Below are 20,876 nucleotides of genomic sequence, written 5' to 3' on the forward strand. Positions count from 1 at the left end.
CTAAAACCTCAACTTTTTAAATTCATCCGCTAAGGTATCCATTTCCATTTCAGAATTGAGATACGGGATCGAATCTGATTTTCTATTGAGAGGTAATTTGATCGAATTATTAAATGGTAGATGTGCCTTAAGATCATACAAAAAATGAATATACGGAGTACATAAAATATTCTTGATATGCCTGAAATTTGGTTACCCTATGGTCAGGTTGAAATCGTCGTAGATGTGAAGGCAGAGAATTTAGCAGATGTGATCGAACCATCGTATCCTTCTATAGACAGTACAAATTTGGTTGAGAGGTTAAAAGATTTGGAAGTTCATGAGAGGGCTTTGATAATCGTTGAGGGTTACAACGATTCATCTCTTACAATACTCTCAATCTTGTTAGATACCTTGGGTCAAGATGTACACATCTTAACAACTAAAGGAGGTTTATCGAATGTAAAAAAGTTGTGTGAAGGTAAATCGATCAAGGTCTCAACCTTAAGTGGAGTGGCTGGGGTTAATAGCATAGTGGATGGTATAGAAATTCGAATACCATCGATATTCTCTGATTTCGATACAAAGATCTTGATTTCGGAGGCAACATTCGACCCACTTTTTGGATTTAGAGGTGGTCCAATCACTCTTCTAACGATTTTGGATGATCGATTGATCGGCGAAGCATTCAAGATAAGTTCGTATAGCTACCCGAAGCCGGGTGTAGAGACCGAAGCTAGTAAATTCGCTGATAAAATCGCGGAAAAGATTGATGATTTCATCTCTATCGAGCTCGTATCCCATCATGGAGGAATATCGGAAATCTTCATTGGAAGTGTAGTTGATACTCATAAAAAGGCTTCACAAAAGCTTCTTGAAATTGCGAAGAGAAGTTTATCTGAACCGGCTAAAGCGATGATCGTTAGTGCGGGTGGTTTGAATAATGATCTCACATTGGCATCTTCGATAAAATGCTTATGGAATGTAATTGGCGGATTAAAAGAACAAGGTTCGATAGTTCTTATAGCCGAATGCTCTCAAGGTTTAGGTTCTGAAGCACTCAAATTATACGTTTCTGGAAGGTTAGATATTGCAGAGATGATTAAAAAAGGCGAGTATATCGATGGTCTTGAAGACCTGATCTATTTAAGAGAGGCCCTAACGCGGTATAAGATTCAACTCGTCTCAACCCTACCCCATTACTATGTTGAGAATGTATTGGGTTTACGTACCGCTCGTAAGGCTGGTGATGCTTTAAATAGCATCCTTAGTAGCCATGGGACGAGAGTTAAGATATACATCGTACCGAGAGGCCGTGAAACATTACTTACGCTTGAGTAGTTACGAATAAACGGAATATAGGATTATTGTATATGGTGAAGTAGAATAGCCCTGCAGCTAAGATGATGGTAAGAACGAACACGATCTTTCTAACTCTTGAGAGTGGCGAGATATCGTCGAGCGGCCTTGTCTCAGCACGCATAGTAGAGAGGAAGAGTAAAAGAAATGCCATAGTCCAGAATCCAAGGGCTGCCATAACCATGATACTTAGATAAGTCGTTAATCGATGCCACTTTCTACCTAGCGCTGCTCTTGCAATATGCCCACCATCAAGTTGCCACGCTGGCATCAGGTTGAGAAAAGTTATAAGAAAACCTAGTGAAGAGGCGAAGAGTAATGGTGATAGAATCGGTGCACCTGAAGATGGTTTGATAAATAACTTTAATAGAGATTCTGTGAATATATCGAGTGTCTTTACCTCTATCAGAACTCCGGACTCCATCAACCTTTTGAACTCTTCAACGGTGATGGTGGGTGAGGTTAACGCTCCGCCTATGGCAACGAGTATAGATACCATAAGTCCTGATAATGGACCTGATATGCCAAGATCGAATAGAGAATCACGATTTACTGGAGGTTCTGAAGATAGAATCACCGCCCCTAACGTTGGAATTACTCCAGGAATGCCTGGAATGAAGTATGGAAGTGATGATCTCGCTCCATGCCTGGCCGATGTTAATTTATGCCCTATTTCATGCACGAGGACGATGCCCATAATACTTAGTGTGTATAGAAGGATCATTAACCAACTCTCATACTTTGGAAAACCGATGGAGCGTATATACCCATCGATGATTATCGTGAGCAAGGTTAATATAAAAAGAATCATAGGTGTACGATTCCCGAAGGTTCGTGTGGTAGCCATCTTACCTGCCATTAAGACTATTTCATCATCGATTTTGGTTAAGAAGGCGATCAATCCATGCCTTTTTAAATTATTCACCAAATTAACGAAGTTCTGTTTCATATCTTTAGATTGAATGATTCGGAACTCTACCGAGCCATCTTCTCTTAAGTAACTTTCTTTGATCTGAAAATGCTCTCTCACTATAGAGGTTATGAGATCGTAATTGCTGAAGATCGCCTCGTTAGACATTTAAAAATGATCAATAATTCTTATTTTATACAGTTTTTTAGCTCTTTCTATTTTTATCTCATCGATCTCGATCTACCATAAATTCTCGGTTTTACCTATAATAAGGTACTGTAACCTTTTCTACAGGCTTGCCTTCTTTTGAAGCCCTGACCTTTTTGACAGCTTCTTCGAAGTGCCTCATCGTCACACTGACTTCATCTAAATGCTTCTTTGCATCTTCAGGTTTAGGATACTTTGCCATAAATTCTTGTAGCACCAACGAGAGTGCGGTATTAACTACACCGGCAATCTCTGCACCACTAAAACCATCCGTTAAGTCGACGAGTCTTTCGATATCGACATCTTTGCTTAACGGTTTACCACGAGTATGGATGTTGAATATTTGTAATCTAGCTGCCCGATCGGGTAAGGGTACATAGATGAGTTTATCGAACCTACCGGCCCTGAGGAGTGCTGGATCGATCATATCGATTCGGTTTGTAGCAGCAAGTACCACTACACCCTTTAAAGATTGAATACCATCCAATTCTGTGAGCAACTGGCTTACAACCCTTTCGGTTACCATACTATCCCCGCCCAAACCGCGGATCGGTGCTAATGAATCGATCTCATCAAAGAATATAATACAGGGTGCGGCCTGTCTCGCCCTTCTAAATACCTCTCGAACCCCACGTTCAGATTCGCCAACCCATTTTGATAATAACTCAGGGCCACGGACACTGATAAAGTTGGCTTCACTTTCTGTTGCAACAGCTTTCGCCAATAAGGTCTTGCCCGTGCCAGACGGGCCATATAATAAGATGCCTTTTGGTATGCTATACCCGAGCTTTCCATAAAGTTCAGGGTACTTAAGGGGCCATTCGACAGCCTCTTGCAACTCTCTCTTCACATTCTCCAGATCGCCAATATCGCTCCACCTTACATCGGGCGTCTCCAAATATACTTCTCTCATGGCAGAGGGTGTTATTTCTTTCAACGCATCTTCGAAATCCTTCATGGTGACTTGAAGAGAATTCAACACTTCTGGGGGGATCCTATCTTCTTCCAACTTTAACTGTGGGAGTATCCTCCTCAGAGTCTTCATAGCCGCTTCTTTACAGAGATACTCTAGATCTGCACCGACGAAGCCATGGGTTACCGAGGCTAACTTTTCTAAATCGACATCTGGTGCTAAAGGCATATGCCTTGTGTGGATTTGAAGAATCTCCAACCTACCTTTCCGATCTGGCACTTTGATCTCGATTTCACGATCAAATCTGCCCGGTCTCCTTAGGGCTGGATCGAGGGCATTCGGTCTATTCGTTGCTGCGATGACTATTACTTTACCCCTTGCCTCTAAACCATCCATCAACGATAGAAGTTGACTCACAACCCTTCTCTCGACTTCACCGGTAACTTCCTCTCTCTTTGGAGCGATAGAATCGATCTCATCGATGAAGATGATACTCGGTGCCTTTTCCTTCGCTTCTTTAAAGATCTCCCTAAGCCTTGCTTCAGATTCACCATAGAATTTACTCATGATCTCCGGTCCACTAATACTGATGAAGTGCGCGTTACTTTCATTTGCAACAGCTTTCGCCAACAATGTCTTGCCCGTGCCCGGAGGGCCATAGAGTAGAACACCCTTCGGAGCTTCTACACCTAACTTTTCGAAGATCTCTGGGTGTCTAAGAGGCAATTCGATCATTTCACGAACCTTTTGTATTTCATCCTTCAAGCCACCAATATCTTCATAGGTAACTTGAGGGACGCCTCTCAACACCTCACCCCTCTCCGATATTGTGAAGATCGTTCTCTGAGTAATCAATACCGCATCGACCGCCGGGCTGACACCTATAACCTGGAAGGTCAATCTACCGCCAAAGTAAGGTATCATGATGTTATCTCCTTTCGTTACTGGCACACTCTCTAACGCATCGGCTAAGTATCGTTCATCGATAGGAGGTATCGCCTCTAAAGGTGCTACGATAACCCTCTCCGCTGGGAGTGCCTTGATCTTTCGAATCGTTACCATATCTCCAATCGCTACACCAGAATTGCTTCTAATTAGACCATCGATTCTGATCACACCTTTACCTTCATCAGATGGATACAGAGGAAGGCACTTTGCTACAGTCCTACGCCTACCTTTTAATTCGATAACATCACCGGTAGAAGCATCGATAGCATCCATCGCATCATAATCTATCCTCGCTATACCTCTGCCTACATCCTTCGTATAAGCCTCCATCACCTTCAACGTTATAGTCTTTTGGCTCATGCTCTATCGACCGCTGCTATTCTATCTTTACTCGGTAACCTTTATTAGCATTACTCTTGAGCTTAAATGTTACATCTAGCACACCATTTCGATATACTGCATGGGCACTTTTAGGATCTACAGCACTCTTCAATTTGATATTCGCCTTATAACGTCGTTCACCACGTTCAGCCAATATCATGACTTCATTCTCTAAACTCTCGAGTTTGATATCCTCTTTCTCTACACCCGGTAACTCCACTATGAGCTTCAATTCATGCCTTTCTTCATCGACGATCTGATCGTATACAGGCTCCCTAAATCCATCTCCACGAAGGATCTTATCCCCGAATGTACGTATAATGGGTTCACCTTCAGGCCCGATCTTCACTGAAAATCCGTACACCATAGGTCTATTGAATAGTTCACTTCTTGATTCGAACATGCTCTTTATAGTACCTTCTAATTCACGCTCTACTTCATCGATGAATCGATCGAGTTCGTCCATAAGTCTTCTAAACTTTTTATAACTATTAAACATATGGTTATCAACCAATAGTTAATAACCATCGGCATAGTTATAAGCTTTTCTAAAGTATTATGTTATTAGTCATGTCACCAGAAGATTTTATCGAAATTATGGGATCACCTCTGAGGCTGATGATATTGAAGCTCTTAGCAGAAAGGCCTCGATCGATCGGCGAACTTTCGCACCACTTAAATGTAACACCCCAGGCGATTCAAAAACATCTACGAATACTGCAAAGATTTGATGTTATATCGACGATACCGATAGAGAAGGAAGAGGGTAGCATAATTAAGAAGTTATATCGATCGAACCTTCCTATAGATATCGATTTAAGCTCCAAAGATGGTATATTGAGCATATCTGCCCATATCGTTACAGATAAGTATTTAAAGAAGTTAAAGAGGGAATTGCCCCTTCAATTTGAGAAGAATCTTTTAAAGACCCTTCAGGAAATCGATTATGAAAAGGCTTCTATAAAAAGAAATTTACACGCTCTTAGGGAGAAGGAATTTAGATTATTTAACGAATTGATCGAATTAGAAGTCATGGAGGATAGAGTGATAGAACAGGCGAAGTGCAGTATTATAGAAGAGGCGATTCTCAAAGCTTATCTTAAACCCGATGCTGATAAAGAATTACCATCGTTAATCTCACATCTTGGGATCGATCGGTCTAAAGTTTTAAATACACTTAAAAGATTTGGTGCAGATTTATAAGAAATTTATTCAAAGAGGATCATTATCTTCAACTTATGAAAGATTACATCAGTAATTTTAACTTGGGGAAACTCTTTACAACCACACCTATCTCTATAGCGTATGGTATTAAATCATCTATTCCCGCCTCTCTAAGTATTGGTGAAAGGAGCTCTTGAACAGGAACCTCATTTATATCTGTACCATAAGCTAGTGGTGAAATCGATGGCAAGACTGTAATAACTTTATTTCCTAACTTCCCATGAAGAAATGCTTTGAATCTATGCTTTACCCCTACATCATCCTTTATTGCGATGACCGGATGCTCGTGGCCGATGATGATCTGCTTCATTCTTTTCTCATCATCCTGTAACGGTTCATGGCCATGCTTTATAAGAAAGCGGTCTATAAGAAGGCTCGATCGATGAAGCTTTATACCCAACTCCTTCAATATATAGATGATATAATTATCATGATTTCCCTTTACCACCTCGATTTCACAACCTACCTCTCTTAAAGCTTTAAATAACCTCTTTACACCCCACCATTCAGCTTCGGTAGGCTTTCCAAACTCATGTTTTACATCACCTGCAATTACCAATCGAGAACAGCCTGTTTCTTTTACTGGATTGATTATCGCATTAAGGATCTTTGGAAGAAGTGTCGTTGGTATATGCACACCCTTGATCTCCCTTTCGTCCTCTAATCCTATATGGAGATCGGCCACTACCAACGTGTTGGTTCTCTCTATGAATAATGCTGGCCATGGTGATACGATACTTAATCCTTTAACCAACTTTATCATTTCCATCTCTTTATTTTGCTTATTTTGCTTATTTTGTGGAATTTTCAACCCTCTTCTCTCGGATCTTCCTCATTACACTTTCATAAAGTTGTTCTAATAAAACCTTCTTATCTGCCATGAGTACTACATCACTATACCCGAGGAGGATGAGATCGTGGGTGAATGGTGATGGTAAGTTTAATGTGGGACATACCACGAATCTCCTATTACCACATTCGATATCACGAAGAATCTGCTCAGCTGTATTTACATCCATCAGATCTTCGATCACTTCCCTATAAGTCTCCTCCAAGACCGGGAATCGGTCCAATTCTTCACAGATGTTCATCAAGATCTGTGCATTCGTCTGCTGTCTAGCGACGGTAATTTCATGTCCCTTGTAATTTCTAAGGATCATCAGAGCTCTTGTAGCACAATGGCGAAACCTTCTTCTCACCATCTCAGTCCTCTTTACAGCATCTATCAAAATATTTCTCAAATTCTTTGAAGATAGCTTTCCGATGAGCCATTCGATATCGACCTTGACATCCCTAGGTAGAGTGATCATAAACCCACTATCACTCACTGTAACCATCACACTCCTCTTCTTCTCCATCATTACTATATGGCCGTATGCCCTTGACAAGGCATCATGCACCCTCCTTCCGAACACGCAGTTAAAGATGATATTCTGCCTACCCATGGAATCTACATAATCTTCGATCAAAATCTCTCTGTTATTTGGGAAGGCATCGATACCAAAGAAGCGGAGAAATTCATATTCGGCCTTTATATATTTGGCGATGGCCTTCGAAGCGTACTCATCAGAATTAGTTTCATTAGCTATAAAATTTACAATCTTATACATAGGTACCTTATTCTTGAGCATCTGAAAGATTTTATCACGGAATCTACCTATTGCCTCACCGAGATCGAAACTTAAAGGTAGCATTTCGCTAAACCATGTAGGGACTGTAGGCTTTTCACCTTCAACGGGTACCACGTAGGCTTTCAATCCCTTTGCATATCTGAATTGGTACGTTTTACCACCTAAGATGAATATATCCCCTTGGCTCAACCTCTCCAAAAACTCCTCTTCGATCAATCCTACCCATCTACCATCGGTAGTGTACACTTTTACAGCCACTTCATCCGGTATCGTACCGGCATTCGCGCTATAGATCACACGAAGTAGTTTACCCCTTTTACCAAAGACTTCTTCTTTTTCATCGTACCATATCTTCCCATAGACTTTAAAATTCTCTAAACTTTGATAACCACCGCTCAAATATTTGAGGACCCTCTTAAACGTCTCTTTACTTAAATTTCGATAACAATAACTCCTCGTAATCACTCTATACGCATCTTCAACGCTCCATTTCTTCTCGATCGCCATGCCCACGATATGTTGAGCCAAAACATCTAATGCTCCACAAGGAATATACACACGGTCCAGCCTACCCTTCATGGCTTCGGAGACGATGACCGCATCCTCCACCAACTCATCACGCTCCATAGCGATCAGGTAACCTTTGGAGATACGATCTAAAGCATGGCCAGATCTCCCTACCCTCTGCAAGCATCGTGAAATCGATTTTGGTGAACCGATCTGTACGACCAGATCTATACTGCCAATATCGATCCCCAACTCTAAACTCGTACTCGTAACGACCGCCCTCATCTTCCCTTCTTTTAATCGGTCCTCCACATCCTTTCTAATCTCACGAGATAGGGAGCTATGGTGAGCTGCCAGTTCGTCACCATCTACAACATTCAATTTAGATAGATGGTATACGACCCTCTCAGTACCCGATCGAGTATTTGTGAAGATCAAGGTAGTATTGTGCTTCTTTATCAAATCCCTGATCCTTCGGTACATACTACTCGTAACGTACGATGCAGATGCATGTATGAGATCTTTAACCGGGCTACTGACCGTGAGCAGGGAGGGCTTCACAAATCTCGTATCGACTATTATACAATCCCTCTCTTTACCATCCTTAAACCCGACAAGGAATTTGGCCACCTCTTCTAAAGGATGTATCGTGGCCGATAATCCGATTCGAGCGTAAGGTTTGGAACATAACTCTTCCAACCTCTCCAGACTTAAGGTTAGGTGTGTACCTCTCTTCGAGCTACAGATTTCATGTATTTCATCCACAATCACCCACCTTACGTACTTTAGAAGCTCTCTAAACTTTGGTGCACAGAGTACTATCGCGATACTTTCCGGTGTTGTAATTAGGATGTGGGGTGGCCTGCGAAGCATCATCGTCCTCTCACTATTCGTAGTATCTCCCGTCCTTATCCCCACGCGGATCTCCAGCAAATTTATTCCATGCTTTTCAGAGATTTCTTTGATCGCATTCAAAGGTACCATGAGGTTTTTGTAGATATCGTTATTGAGAGAGCGCAACGGGCTTATGTATATGCAATATACCCGATCCTCCAACTTACCTTCACGTGCCAACTTTACCAACTCACTGATTATGCTAAGAAAAGCGCTCAAGGTCTTGCCACTACCCGTTGGACTCGCGATCAAAGTATTCTTACCTTCATGAATATTGACGATCGCATACCTTTGAGGAGGTGTTAGATCTGGGAAGATGGAGAACCATTCCGCTACCAGCGGATCGAGTATGGATAATACCTCATCCTTGGTGTAACTTCGAGTGGCTATCGTGATTGTCATATTCATTCATCTTTCGCGTAATCGGTTATCGATCTTTGGAAGTTTAGAAGGGGTTCGGCATCAAAACCTAACCTTCGAAGGTAAGTGGCGAGCTCTGATGAGAATCCATGTGTCGTATAAACTTTCTCTGGGTCACATTCCTTTACGATACCTATTAACTCTTCGAGATCACAATGATCACTTAATGGGTACGCATGATCGACCATCATCGCATAACGATACTGGGGTATGATCGACCATCCTGTAAAAGCGATCGTAACTGCACCAAAATCCTTCTTCAACCTTCTTATAAAGTTGCTCCTTCCACTATATAATGGAGCTATCAGTACCCAGGGCTTTCGACTCAACCAACCTTTCTCCATAGCTTCTGAATACGATCTAAATTTATCAGGCAACTTCACTCCCAAATCTATATACGCTCTATTCATCCTCTCTATCGATCCATGGACGTATATAGGGTCCCAGTTGGAAAATAGATAAGATAGGATTTGGGCCTTCCCAAGAGGATACCCCATCAATACCACAGGCACACCTTTAGAGAATAGATCGGCTATAAGCCGATTCACTTCATCCAAAATCTTCACCAGAGGAGGGAATATGAAGCCTTCTTTACCATAGGTCGATTCAACGATTAAGACCTTGCACTTCACACCTTTGCCCTTAGGCAAAAAACCTCTAGCCCTACCAGCTATATCGCCCGTGTAGAACACATCCCCACCGATCAGCAAACCTCTAGCACCTAATATGTGGCCAGAATCGATCAATTCGAGCCCATCCAGACCCTCCTTCGTATTGCCTAGATCGATACCCCTTACCCTTGCTAAAAAGGCCGTTTCATTCGAAGTTATTATACATCCATTATTAGCAGAGTTGGGGATATGATCCACGTGGGCATGCGAAATAAAGATTATACGATTGGAGGGTGCCCTGATCGGATCTAGCATCACCTTAAAGGAGCCATGCTCCACAATGATACCACCTTCATATTTGACATCGATTCTTACCAATAGGCACCCTCCTACCTTTAATGGCTATGATTTAAACATTTTTAACATTCTTGACAATTCTTGATAAATAAATCTAACACCTCTCCAATCCAAACGAAGATGATGAACGAAAGGTCGATGCAAAAAATTCTCTTAAGTACCGCTGAACATATTAATTCATTAAGGTCTTAAAATTTAAATCTAAAGTATTCGTTTATTCAGATGGCTTGGTAATCAAGATCGGTTTAATAGGGAAGACCAATACTGGCAAGACTACATTCTTCAATTCAGCTACTCTACAATCTGCCGAAGTCTCTACTTATCCATTCACTACGAAGACACCGAATGTAGGCATAGCGCATGCGATCACGCTCTGTGTCCATAAAGAGTTTAAAGTGGAGGATAATCCGAAGAACTCACAGTGCATAGATGGATGGAGGTTTATACCTATAGAACTCATCGATCTACCGGGGTTGATAAAGGGTGCATGGCGAGGAAAAGGTTTGGGGAACCAATTCCTCTCGGTAGCGGCACAGTCCGATGCTTTACTCCATATCGTCGATGCATCGGGTAGCGTGGATGCGGAGGGTAGAATCACCGAGCCTGGTGTTGGGGACCCGGTTGCAGATATAGGCGATATAGAAGAGGAGCTGGTGATGTGGTATTTGAAGTTATTCGAATCGAATAGAGATAAGGTTGTGCGTTCGATAAAGTCTGGGGAGAGTGTAGTAAGGGCGATTACAGAGATATACAAGGGAATTTCTGTTAAAGAAGAGCATGTCTCATTAGCCCTCAATGAAGCGAATCTGCAAAATAAGGATATTGAAAATTGGTCGATCGAGGATGCAAAACGTTTCTCATGGATCTTAAGGGATATATCGAAGCCTACACTGATCGTTGCGAATAAGATGGATCTACCCACAGCTGCAGAGAACTTTAAAAGGATTCAAGAAGAGTATCGTGATCTGATCGTCGTTCCAGCGAGTGCTGAAGCCGAACTCACTTTAAGGAGGGCTGCCCAACTCGGATTCATCAAATATATACCGGGTGAAGAGAGGTTCGAGATCATCGATCAAAACAAGCTCAACGAGAAGCAAAAGTGGGCCCTTTCGTATATTCGAAAGACGGTTCTTGGAGAATATATGAGAACAGGTGTTCAATTCGCCATCAATGTTGCAATCTTCAAACTTTTGAGAATGAATACCGTATATCCCGTCTATGATCCTCATAAACTCTCCGATAAGCATGGTAATGTATTACCGGATGTACTTCTACTACCATCAGGCTCGACGGTCGTCGATCTCGCTAAAGCTATCCATACGGAACTCGCAAAAGGCCTATTGTATGCGATAGATGCTAGGAGTGGGTTAAGATTGCCGATCGATTACCAATTGAAGGATCGAGATGTCCTTTCGATCGTATCTACATCGAGAAGAAAGGTGTAAACTCTTCGAATGTTATGATTGACGAGATTGGCTAAATTGTTCGATAATCAAGGCTATACTAATCAATTCCATTCGAACTTCTACCCTCACACAATACTCAATCACCTTCTTACTCCAGCTTCATAATTGTATTTGAACCAAGTCTATGATGTTGTGATTTTAGGGTTATCTGCTGACTCTCCTCTTCCACTTAACACCTTCTGGAGTATCTTCGAGTATTATGCCCCTTTCTAAAAGTTGGTTCCTCAATCTATCGGCGGTCTCCCAATCTTTCCTACGCCTCGCCTCTTCCCTTAACTCTATCATCTTCAAAACTTCTTCTGGTAATTCCTCATCTTCTCTTTCCCTCTCCATTATATCTAAAACTCTATCGAACTTCATCATCAATTCTTTAACTTCGTCAAGATTTCTTTGAGAGATTGATCCTTCATCTATCGCGCGGTTCACCCTCCTTACCAAATCGAAGATCACCGAAAGTGCCAAGGGCATATTCAGATCATCATCCAAAGCCTCTTCAAACTTCTTCTCAGCCTCTAATACCGCCCTATGAATATCTTCATTATATTCACCAGTCGGATGGATCGTTTTAATCCTCCTCATGAACTCGTTGAGCCTTTCAACACTCCTCTCCGCCTGCTTTAAACCTTCTTCGGTAAAGTTCAGTTGGGCTCTATAATGGGTTGAAAGTAGTAAGTATCTAACTCCCAAAGGGCTGTAGCCTTTATCCAAAAGGTCTTGGAGTGTGTAGTAGTTACCGAGAGATTTTGACATCTTCTGCCCCCTCACTATAAGGTGCTCACAATGGATCCAGTATCTTACGAATGGTTTACCTGTAGCGGCTTCCGATTGGGCGATTTCATTCTCATGGTGTGGAAAGATCAGATCGACCCCGCCAGCGTGGATATCGAAACTCTCTCCAAGGTACCTCATCGACATCGCCGAGCATTCGATATGCCAACCGGGCCTGCCTCTACCCAATTCAGTATCCCAATAGACATCACCATCGGCTTCGTCCCAACCCTTCCATAGGGCAAAGTCCCTTACTTCTTCCTTTGAATATTCATCCGCCTTTATTCTACTTCTGGCCTTCGATTCATCCATCCTTATCCCCGAAAGCTTACCATAATCCTTGAACTTCGATACATCGTAGTAGATCGAACCGTCATCACCCTTGTACGCGTAACCCTTATCGATCAACTTCTTCACCAATCGGACCATATCATCGATATGCTCCGTAGCCCTCGGATACACTTCAGCACGCTCTATCCTCAATCGGTCAAGATCCTCAAAGAAGGCCTTAATGTAGCGATCTGTAAACTCTCTTAAACTTACTCCCTCTTCACGTGCACCCTTGATAGTTTTATCATCCACATCCGTTATATTTTGGCATAGATACACCTGGTAACCCTTGTACTTCAAGTACCTTCTCAATATATCCCATGCGATGAATGATCGAAGATTTCCTATGTGTGGCCTTTGATACACCGTAGGTCCACAAGCATACATTCTAACCAATGGTGGGTTGAGTGGTTTAAACTCCTCCTTGGTGCGGGTGAGTGTATTGTATAATTTGAGTACCATTAAGTACCATTCATCTCTATCTTACTTATTCTTATTTATATCATCTTCTATTATGAAGATGGTTGTAAGATTTAAGCGAGATCTCTAGGATCACATATATATCCTTTAACGGCGGAGGCAGCGACGGTCCTCGGAGATGCCAGATATGTCTCAGAATCTCTATGGCCCATTCTACCTCTGAAGTTCCTATTCGTTGCACTTATGCATCTTTCACCCTCTCCCAACACGCCCATGTGCCCTCCAATACATGGTCCACAGGTAGGTGCACCCACGATAGCGCCCGCCTCCAGAAAGATTCTGATCAACCCTTCATCTAAAGCCTGCATGTATATACTTTGAGTAGCGGGTATGATTATCGTCCTTACTCTCACTTTTCTACCCTTCAATACCTTTGCAGCCTCTCGCAGATCGTGCAACTTCCCACCAGTACATGAACCGATGAATGCTCTATCGATCTCTACATTACTTAACTCTCTCGCTGTAGAAACGTTCGCAGGTGAAAATGGCTTCGCCACTACAGGTTCAAACTTTTCAGCTTCATAATCTATTACATCTGCATACTCAGCATCATCGTCACTATAGACTGGTGTGAATCGCTGAGTAGTTCGATTGGTGATATAATCCAATGTTATTTGATCCGGTTCGATGATGCCATTCTTCGCACCACACTCGGTAGACATGTTGGTGAGTGTGAAACGCTCATCCATAATCATACGCTTTATCGTCGAGCCGGTGAATTCCATCGCCTTATAATTCGCACCATCCACGCCTATATCTCTGATGATAGATAGGATAACATCCTTTGCCATGACACCTTCACGCAGATCCCCTTCGATTCTGAATAACATCGTTTCAGGGACCTTTAACCAAATCTTTCCATAGATTAATACGTAGGCTATATCGGTATGGCCAAGGCCGGTAGCGAATGCACCTAACGCACCGGCGGTATTCGTATGAGAATCTCCACCAACGTAGACCTCTCCCGGTAAGACGTAACCCCCCTCTGGAATGAGTGCGTGGCATATGCCATAATAACCGATACCGTGCTTAAAGTAGTTAGTTACATTAAACTTCCTCGCAATCTCCTCTAATATGCGAATATTCTTAGCGCTCTGTATATCTGGGCATGGTACAAAATGGTCTTCAACGATCAACACTCTGCTAGGATCCCAAAACTTACTGATCGGACCTGACTTCCTTTCTAATTCATCTAGAACGAACTTTACACCGGGCCCACTTACATCATGAATCATCACTTTATCAACATTCACGAAGACTACTTCTCCGGGTGTTACCCTTTGCCTTCCCGATGCACGGGCAAGAATCTTTTCGGTGATTGTCATCCTCATTATTCATGCACGACAGATCTTAGCAATGCTAAATTATTAATATGTTACGTTACATCGAGGAAGAATTGATCAAAAGTACCAACCTTTAAATGAAGTTGTCTAATGGATTTTAAACTAAACATGCCGAACTAATCATATTGAATTAAAGATTTAAGGGTAAAGAGGGTGAATATCGAAAGCTTTTTGATACGAAATATGTGAAGAATAAAGATAGAAATGAATTAATTTTTGCGTAGATTATTAGATCAAGATAAAGATGGGAAGATTTATTTAAGAGCGTATTGCACTTATATGTTGGGCTTAGGCCCTACATCATATCAATAGAGGATGCGATTTAAATTGTCCGTGTTGAATTTTGCTAAGCATCGTGGTACGACTACCGTAGGATTGGTATGTAGTGACGGGGTAGTATTCGCTACAGATACACGTGTAACTCTAGGTTACTTATTTATTGCCCACAAGAAAGGAAAGAAGATCTACAAGATCGATGACCACTTGGGCATGACCATCGCTGGCAGTTTGGCCGATGCCCAGAATATCGTCGATACATTAAGGTACTATACTAGTCTTTATAAACTCGAAAGAAAGGCACCGATACCCATAAGGTCTGCAGCGCGCTTGACCGCAAATGTATTCTTCTCCTCTCGCCTATTCCCATATATCGCTGATGTTCTGGTCGGGGGTGTCGATGCATCGGGTGGGAGTGTATTTAATATCGATCTATTCGGTTCACTCACCGAGGAGAAGTTCGTATCTACTGGGAGCGGCTCACCCGTGGCTTACGGTATCCTCGAAAGTGAATACAGAGAGGGTATCTCTACCTCCGATGGTATCCTATTAGCGGTGAAGGCCATCATTGCTGCGATGAGGAGGAATGCAGGTACTGGTGATGATATCGATGTCGCAGTGATATCGAAGGATGGTTTTAGAGAGCTATCTCCAGATGAAAAGAATCGAATCATCACCCAGATAATTGGGAGAAGCTGACCCTTTGCAAGGGAAGAATTCCAATTCATCGACGAGTTTGATGAATTTAATACTCAAAGATATACCCTCAGAAGCGGGTATAACGAGGGTTGAGTATGAGGGGCCACGCATAGCACTTTATACAAAGAATCCCCGATTCCTGATGGAGAATAACTACATCATATCCGATATAGTGAATACGGTGAAGAAGAGGGTCGTTTTGAGGATAGAGAAGACGGTAAGGAAGCCTGAAGAAGAAGCGAAGAAGATCTTGACCAATATAATTCCGAAGGAGGCTGGTATTACCAACATCTTCTTCGATGATGCGTTGGGTGAGGTGATCATAGAGGTAAAGCGCCCCAACCTACTCCTCAATAATAACCTCAACTCTGTAGAGTTGACCAACGAAATCGGGTGGAAGATAAAGGTAAGAAAGGCCCCTCATATAACATCCAGTAGTATGAATAACATTTACTACACGTTCAAGTCGAGCCCGGAGGATAGAGAGAGGATCTACAGAGCGATCGGGGAGCGAATATTCAGACCGAGGCTTTTATCGGATTCTGAGATCACCCTTCTGACCCTAGGAGGATTCGGCCATGTCGGTAGATCATCGATGCTATTGGAAACATCGGAGAGCAAAGTCTTAATAGATTGTGGTATTCATCCCGGATCCCGCAACCCCTTGGAGAGCTATCCACGGCTCGACTGGGCAGATATAGAGCTTGAAGAATTGGATGCCGTCATCATAAGCCATGCCCATCTGGACCATTCGGGCTTCCTACCCGTACTATACAAGTATGGTTACGATGGACCGGTCTACTGCTCTGAACCTACTTTGCCACTCATGGTCCTCCTCCTCACCGACTTTGTGAAGGTTGCATCTATGCAGGGCGAGTATGCACCGTACGATATGAGGGATATTCGAGAGGTGATCAAACACTGCATCACTTTACCTTATGGATTGGTAACCGATGTATCACCAGATATAAAGTTGGTCTTGAATAATGCGGGGCATATACTCGGCTCTTCGATCATCCATCTACACATCGGTGAGGGTGCTCATAATATAATATACACTGGCGATTACAAGTTCGAGAGGACTCTACTATTTGAAAGTGCCGTCTGGAATTATCCTCGCGCAGAGACCTTGATTACAGAATCCACCTATGGAGCGAAGGAGGATATCATGCCCAGTCGAGAGGATGCGGAGAATGACTTTGTGAATAAGATCAATGAGACTCTAAAAGAAGGGGGTAAAGTGCTGATACCAGTTCCGGCCGTAGGAAGGGCCCAAGAGATCATGCTCGTCTTGGATAGATATATGAGAATGGGCAAGTTGATCGAGGTGCCGATATTTATCGAGGGCATGATCTCTGAAGCTACCGCAATTCACGTCGCTTTCCCTGAATACTTAGCGAAGGATTTGAGAAGTAAGATATTGGAAGAGGATACCAATCCATTCGTTTCGGAGTATTTCACAATAATCGAGCATCCGAGCAACCGTGAAGAAGCGTTGCAAGAGGGTCCGGCATTGATCATGGCCACATCGGGAATGTTGGAGGGAGGTCCAGTCTTGGAGTATTTCAAGGAGCTCGCGACTTCAGACAAAAATAAGATACTCTTCGTATCTTATCAGATCAATGGGACTTTGGGTAGGAGGATACTCGATGGTGCTAAAGAGGTGAATCTGATCGATGAGAATGGCAAGATCAAGGTCGTGAATATCAAATGCAAGGTGGAGAAGGTTGAAGGCTTTAGCGGCCACAGTGATTATAATCAGATCGTAAGATTCGTCGCCAAACTTCGGCCAAAGTTACGCCGTATCATCGTATCTCATGGTGAGAAGAAGAAGATTGAGAATATGGCTTATGCATTATCGAAGATCTTTAAAATACCGACTCTTCAACCTGAAGTTCAAGAAGCTATAAAGATACGTTAGGTTTTCTCCTCCGATCTCGATCTTCTATAATCTATATTAAGCCCCTCCAGATTTTTACTCCCGGTGGTGTGATTATAATTCTTTCTTCTCCGAGTCTGGCGATATCTCCACCGATCGAGACTGTGAAGTCGTAAAGTTCCTCGACCGCACGTTTTAACTCATCCACGTCCTTTTGGGCTAACGGTGTAACCCTTAGGATCACGATCACCCTTTTAGAGACATCATCCTTGATCTTCTGTAATTCATTTATATTTCTTAGAGGAAATGCTTTAAGGTAGATCTGTGAAACCCCTTCACTCTTATCTTTACTACTCTGTTCTGTTAAATCTACGCTCAAACCTATCCTTTAATAAGTATGTTGTGACTTATTAATTTACCTCAGTCAAATCTGATTAACTGAAGCAGAAATACTCAGTTAACTGAAAGACTTTGATGATTGATTGATAACGATTATGAGATGTATGATATGTATGAGATGTTGTAATTCTTAATTCAAGATTTCTTAATGGTATAAAATGCTATTTTATTTCAAAGCCATCACTTCTCAATTTCTTGTAAGCCTCCCATACCTTATCTCCAACGTAATGTAGATTCTTCACAATAGCGCCTTTACTCATAGCTTTTGCATCACCAAGGCTATATAACGCTAGACCGATCGCGATATTCTTCTGATACTTCACTTCACGTACAACGATTATATCATCCTTTTTAAAATCTCCTACGAATTCGATGATCCCCGGCCTCATCACATCGGCACCATTGCACACGAATGGTATCGCGCCCTGATCCACAACGACCCTCGGGAATGATTCAAGAACTTTTTCAGAACCGAGGAAAGGGATGATTCTATCCATACACTTCACCGCGACAAAGTCCGTAGAAACCAATAACCTTCTTTTCTCATCGATCTCAACAACCCTTACTCCCTTGAGTCTATGAGGGTAAGAACCCTTGGGCCAATCTTTAACCAATACATCGATCAATCTCTGAATATCTCTCTTCGATAGTGAGAAGACCTTCATCACAGACCGATACAGCATCGATAGATATAACTTCTATTATGCCCTTGCATAACCTTTATGAATCTAAATGGTTTAAATAATTGGTTGTAAAGATAATCGCTATGGAGATGGCGTTTATGTCTGTAGATATGGCTGTGAAGGTGTTGAGTGAAAGCTTAGGTAAGTTGGTACTCATCAAGCTGAAGGGTGGTAAAGTGATTAGAGGGACTCTACAGGGCTTCGATCAGCATATGAATCTACTTCTGAACGAATCTGAAGAGATCTTAGAGGAGGGTAAGACGAACGCTTTGGGCACGATCATCGTTAGAGGCGATAACGTGATCATGATCTCGCCACCGCCCAAGTGAAGTGATAGAGTAGGTTGAAGAGTCATGGTGAAAGGGACTACATCGTTCGGTAAGATGGGGAAAGGGAAGACCCATATTAGGTGTAGAAGGTGTGGTAGGCATTCGTTTCATGTAAGAAAGAAGAGGTGTGCACACTGTGGTTTTGGGAGCTCGCCAAAGATTCGCAGATATTCGTGGCTATCACACAAATGATGAGTGAAAATTTAATAAAATATGAAGATGAATTAACCTGATATGATAGCTATTATATATTAGGCTATCTTAATCACAATTAATGGACGTTCTTAGCTTAGTAATAGGCTTCATCGTCGGCCTGGTATGTGGATCTTCAGCTATCTACATCTATACGAAGTATCGAGGCAAGGGCGATAAAAAGGTGAGCATCACATCATCACCATTATCACCATCGGCACCTACTGGAGCAAGGTTGGTGGAGAGTGTAGCGTTAGATAGGGCGAAGAGAGAATTGAAGACCCTGCTGTTAGAGAAGGAGCTACTGAGCAATGCACTTACGAGGGTCTATGAGGCTGAAAGTGAGGGTATGATTACAAAGGAGGAGCGAGAAAAACTTTCAGAGAAGTATCGAGAACAACTAAAATCTGTAAATGAGAAACTCAGCAATTTAGAAGCCCTCATCGAGGTTGGTGAGTTGGAGAAGTTACGCAATGAGCTCTTCAATCTGTTAAAACAGAAGATCGAGCAGATAGAAGAGAGGCTTCAACGTGCCCGATCGAGGCTCGAAGAGATGCGTGGAGTTGCAAAGCCCACAACCTCGATAGAGGCTACACACCCCACTCCCATCCCCGTCCCCATTTCTACAACTCCCTCTGAGAAGAAGGTTGAGAAACCTGTAGCGCGTGAACAGCCGGAGGTCGATACAAGGGTAAAGAAGTTAAGGGATGAGGTTTTGGAGGCGCTGGCGAAGCTCGAACAGATCGATATCGAGGAATGATACTTGAGGCTTCGTAACTTTCTTAAGAGGATGGCTGAAGTCGTTGTAAGAGATTTAGAAGGTGCTAACGTAAATATTGTAGGTTTGGGAAGTGGTAGTGCTGTAGCAGCCTTCGTAAGGGCTTTGGGCGATTATGTAAAGCATCATCGAATCGGTATTTCGGTGATCCCATCATCCATACAGATTCAACTCATCGCTGAAAGATTCGGTCTGAATATTTGCTCACACCATCTAATCCCATTCATCGACCTTGTAGTAGATGGTGCCGACCAGATCGATCGGCAATTCAGAATGATAAAGGGTGGTGGGGGTGCTTTATTCAAAGAAAAGATACTGTTAAACTCTGCGAAGAGGAGGTTCATCCTTGTGGATGAGAGTAAATTCACAGAATCATTGAATAAGCCGGTACCAATTGAAGTCCATCCCTTCGCCCGGACTGTGATCGAGAGGTCTTTAAAATCGATGGGTGGTATACCAAAATTAAGATTAAGAGAGAAAGGTTATCCATTCATCACCGATAATGGTAACCTTATATTGGATACGAATTTTGGTGAAATCTCTCAACCAAAAGAGTTAGAATTGAAGATCAAGGCTTTGCCAGGTGTTATAGAGGTTGGGATCTTTACATGTAAAATCGATAGAGTGTATAAAGTAAGTAAAGATGGTTATGTAGAGCGTATCGATGTAAATCTTTAGAGACTTTTGAGCTAGTTCGAGTTAGTTCAAGTTAGTTCAAGCTGGTTCGAGTTGTTTGAGTTAGTGTCAGAATCGCAAGGAAAAATAATTTTTTCTTTTAAAAATCTGACACTAAATATAAAGCTCCATTTTAAAGATCACTTTTGATCCCATGACTTAAGCTTTTTCACAAATTTGAAGCATTAGAGTTAATATTTTAATATTAAAGGGGTCATCCTATTACCGATTCATCTCG

Annotated in this window: 19 protein-coding genes; 9 read left to right on the plus strand and 10 right to left on the minus strand. The window is 42.3% G+C overall.

Features of this window, described 5'->3' with window-relative positions:
- Nucleotides 1–177 precede the first annotated feature (177 nt).
- On the plus strand, nt 178–1,320 hold the full coding sequence (locus tag NZ896_01455; protein ID MCS7116119.1) for a hypothetical protein: 1,143 nt from the start codon (nt 178–180) through the stop codon (nt 1,318–1,320).
- Here the strand turns inward: NZ896_01455 and NZ896_01460 are convergent.
- From NZ896_01460 to NZ896_01470, 3 genes are all read right to left on the minus strand, one after another.
- Nucleotides 1,307–2,416, minus strand: a complete 1,110-nt coding sequence (locus NZ896_01460) for a site-2 protease family protein (GenBank protein ID MCS7116120.1) — start codon at nt 2,414–2,416, stop codon at nt 1,307–1,309. The genes NZ896_01455 and NZ896_01460 overlap by 14 nt on opposite strands.
- Before the next feature lie 91 nt (nt 2,417–2,507).
- On the minus strand, nt 2,508–4,676 hold the full coding sequence (locus NZ896_01465; GenBank protein MCS7116121.1) for a CDC48 family AAA ATPase: 2,169 nt from the start codon (nt 4,674–4,676) through the stop codon (nt 2,508–2,510).
- A gap of 16 nt (nt 4,677–4,692) precedes the next feature.
- Nucleotides 4,693–5,163, minus strand: coding sequence for an Hsp20 family protein (locus NZ896_01470; GenBank protein ID MCS7116122.1), 471 nt, complete (start codon nt 5,161–5,163; stop codon nt 4,693–4,695).
- A 104-nt stretch (nt 5,164–5,267) separates the two neighbouring features.
- Here NZ896_01470 and NZ896_01475 point away from each other — a divergent pair, with 104 nt between their 5' ends.
- Nucleotides 5,268–5,900: an ArsR family transcriptional regulator gene (locus tag NZ896_01475; GenBank protein ID MCS7116123.1), complete on the plus strand. Its 633-nt coding sequence runs from the start codon at nt 5,268–5,270 to the stop codon at nt 5,898–5,900.
- Between the two features lie 43 nt (nt 5,901–5,943).
- Here the strand turns inward: NZ896_01475 and NZ896_01480 are convergent, their stop codons facing one another.
- The 3 genes from NZ896_01480 to NZ896_01490 are packed head-to-tail and all read right to left on the minus strand — an operon-like array spanning nt 5,944 to nt 10,362.
- Nucleotides 5,944–6,675, minus strand: a complete 732-nt coding sequence (locus tag NZ896_01480) for a metallophosphoesterase (protein MCS7116124.1) — start codon at nt 6,673–6,675, stop codon at nt 5,944–5,946.
- A 37-nt stretch (nt 6,676–6,712) separates the two neighbouring features.
- Complete coding sequence (locus NZ896_01485) at nt 6,713–9,361, minus strand: ATP-dependent helicase (GenBank protein MCS7116125.1); 2,649 nt, start codon at nt 9,359–9,361, stop codon at nt 6,713–6,715.
- The gene (locus tag NZ896_01490; GenBank protein ID MCS7116126.1) at nt 9,358–10,362 is read right to left on the minus strand and encodes a hypothetical protein; all 1,005 of its coding nucleotides are present in this window, start codon (nt 10,360–10,362) and stop codon (nt 9,358–9,360) included. Before NZ896_01490 ends, NZ896_01485 begins: the two co-directional genes overlap by 4 nt.
- A gap of 206 nt (nt 10,363–10,568) precedes the next feature.
- Between NZ896_01490 and NZ896_01495 the strand changes: the two genes are divergently transcribed.
- Nucleotides 10,569–11,786 (plus strand): redox-regulated ATPase YchF, encoded by a 1,218-nt coding sequence (locus NZ896_01495; GenBank protein ID MCS7116127.1) that lies wholly within the window; start codon nt 10,569–10,571, stop codon nt 11,784–11,786.
- A 165-nt stretch (nt 11,787–11,951) separates the two neighbouring features.
- Here the strand turns inward: NZ896_01495 and cysS are convergent, their stop codons facing one another.
- Nucleotides 11,952–13,367, minus strand: coding sequence for a cysteine--tRNA ligase (cysS, locus tag NZ896_01500; protein ID MCS7116128.1), 1,416 nt, complete (start codon nt 13,365–13,367; stop codon nt 11,952–11,954).
- 71 nt (nt 13,368–13,438) lie between these two features.
- Entirely contained in the window at nt 13,439–14,716 is a 1,278-nt protein-coding gene (locus NZ896_01505; GenBank protein MCS7116129.1) for a 3-isopropylmalate dehydratase large subunit, read from the minus strand.
- 345 nt (nt 14,717–15,061) lie between these two features.
- Here NZ896_01505 and psmB point away from each other — a divergent pair, with 345 nt between their 5' ends.
- Nucleotides 15,062–15,703 (plus strand): archaeal proteasome endopeptidase complex subunit beta, encoded by a 642-nt coding sequence (gene psmB / locus NZ896_01510; GenBank protein ID MCS7116130.1) that lies wholly within the window; start codon nt 15,062–15,064, stop codon nt 15,701–15,703.
- A gap of 4 nt (nt 15,704–15,707) precedes the next feature.
- Nucleotides 15,708–17,624: a beta-CASP ribonuclease aCPSF1 gene (locus tag NZ896_01515; protein MCS7116131.1), complete on the plus strand. Its 1,917-nt coding sequence runs from the start codon at nt 15,708–15,710 to the stop codon at nt 17,622–17,624.
- Nucleotides 17,625–17,655: 31 nt separating this feature from the next.
- Here NZ896_01515 and NZ896_01520 read toward each other — a convergent pair whose 3' ends face one another.
- Together NZ896_01520 and NZ896_01525 are read right to left on the minus strand one after the other, a co-directional pair.
- Nucleotides 17,656–17,961: a cell division protein SepF gene (locus NZ896_01520; protein ID MCS7116132.1), complete on the minus strand. Its 306-nt coding sequence runs from the start codon at nt 17,959–17,961 to the stop codon at nt 17,656–17,658.
- Nucleotides 17,962–18,142: 181 nt separating this feature from the next.
- Complete coding sequence (locus tag NZ896_01525; protein MCS7116133.1) at nt 18,143–18,664, minus strand: hypothetical protein; 522 nt, start codon at nt 18,662–18,664, stop codon at nt 18,143–18,145.
- A 62-nt stretch (nt 18,665–18,726) separates the two neighbouring features.
- On the opposite strand from NZ896_01525, the gene NZ896_01530 reads away from it, so the two are divergent.
- The 4 genes from NZ896_01530 to rpiA all read left to right on the plus strand — a co-directional run bounded on the left by NZ896_01530 (nt 18,727) and on the right by rpiA (nt 20,641).
- On the plus strand, nt 18,727–18,993 hold the full coding sequence (locus NZ896_01530; GenBank protein ID MCS7116134.1) for an LSm family protein: 267 nt from the start codon (nt 18,727–18,729) through the stop codon (nt 18,991–18,993).
- Nucleotides 18,994–19,017: 24 nt separating this feature from the next.
- Nucleotides 19,018–19,185 carry a 50S ribosomal protein L37e gene (locus tag NZ896_01535; protein ID MCS7116135.1) on the plus strand — a complete coding sequence of 56 codons (168 nt, stop codon included), beginning with the start codon at nt 19,018–19,020 and terminating at the stop codon, nt 19,183–19,185.
- 82 nt (nt 19,186–19,267) lie between these two features.
- Nucleotides 19,268–19,945 (plus strand): hypothetical protein, encoded by a 678-nt coding sequence (locus tag NZ896_01540; protein MCS7116136.1) that lies wholly within the window; start codon nt 19,268–19,270, stop codon nt 19,943–19,945.
- Nucleotides 19,946–19,948: 3 nt separating this feature from the next.
- Entirely contained in the window at nt 19,949–20,641 is a 693-nt protein-coding gene (gene rpiA / locus NZ896_01545) for a ribose-5-phosphate isomerase RpiA (GenBank protein MCS7116137.1), read from the plus strand.
- Nucleotides 20,642–20,876: the final 235 nt, after the last annotated feature.

Source organism: Nitrososphaerales archaeon, from assembly GCA_025058425.1.
GTDB lineage: Archaea > Thermoproteota > Nitrososphaeria > Nitrososphaerales > JANXEG01 > JANXEG01.